The sequence below is a fragment of the Corallococcus sp. AB049A genome (assembly GCF_003668885.1).
GTDB lineage: Bacteria > Myxococcota > Myxococcia > Myxococcales > Myxococcaceae > Corallococcus > Corallococcus interemptor.
Window position 1 is genome coordinate 1 of record NZ_RAWL01001485.1, and the last position, 381, is coordinate 381.

The 381-nt window shown below is 69.3% G+C and carries 1 protein-coding gene; it reads left to right on the forward strand.

Features of this window, described 5'->3' with window-relative positions; translation table 11 throughout:
- Window positions 1-252: alpha-hydroxy-acid oxidizing protein (locus D7X55_RS47540; protein ID WP_199747519.1), on the forward strand; the 252-nt coding region annotated here is incomplete at its 5' end.
- Window positions 253-381 lie beyond the last annotated feature (129 nt).

Below are 381 nucleotides of genomic sequence, written 5' to 3' on the forward strand. Positions count from 1 at the left end.
GTGCAGGGCGACCTGAAGATCCTGGCCGATTCGGGCATCCGTACCGGCCTGGACGTGGTGCGCATGCTGGCGCTGGGGGCCGATACCGTGCTGCTGGGGCGCGCCTTCGTCTATGCGCTGGCCGCGCAGGGCGAGGCCGGCGTGGCCAACCTGCTGGACCTGATCGCCAAGGAGATGCGCGTGGCGATGACACTGACCGGCGCGCACCGTATTGCCGACATCGGGCGCGATTCGCTGGTCAACCTGCCATGAGTGGCCATGATGCCGTGCTGGCGCAGTTGCGCGACGCGGTTGGCGGCCGCCATGTATTGACCGGTGACAAGGCCACGCGCCGTTTCCGCCGTGGCTACCGCTTCGGCGATGGCCCGGTGCTGGCGGTGG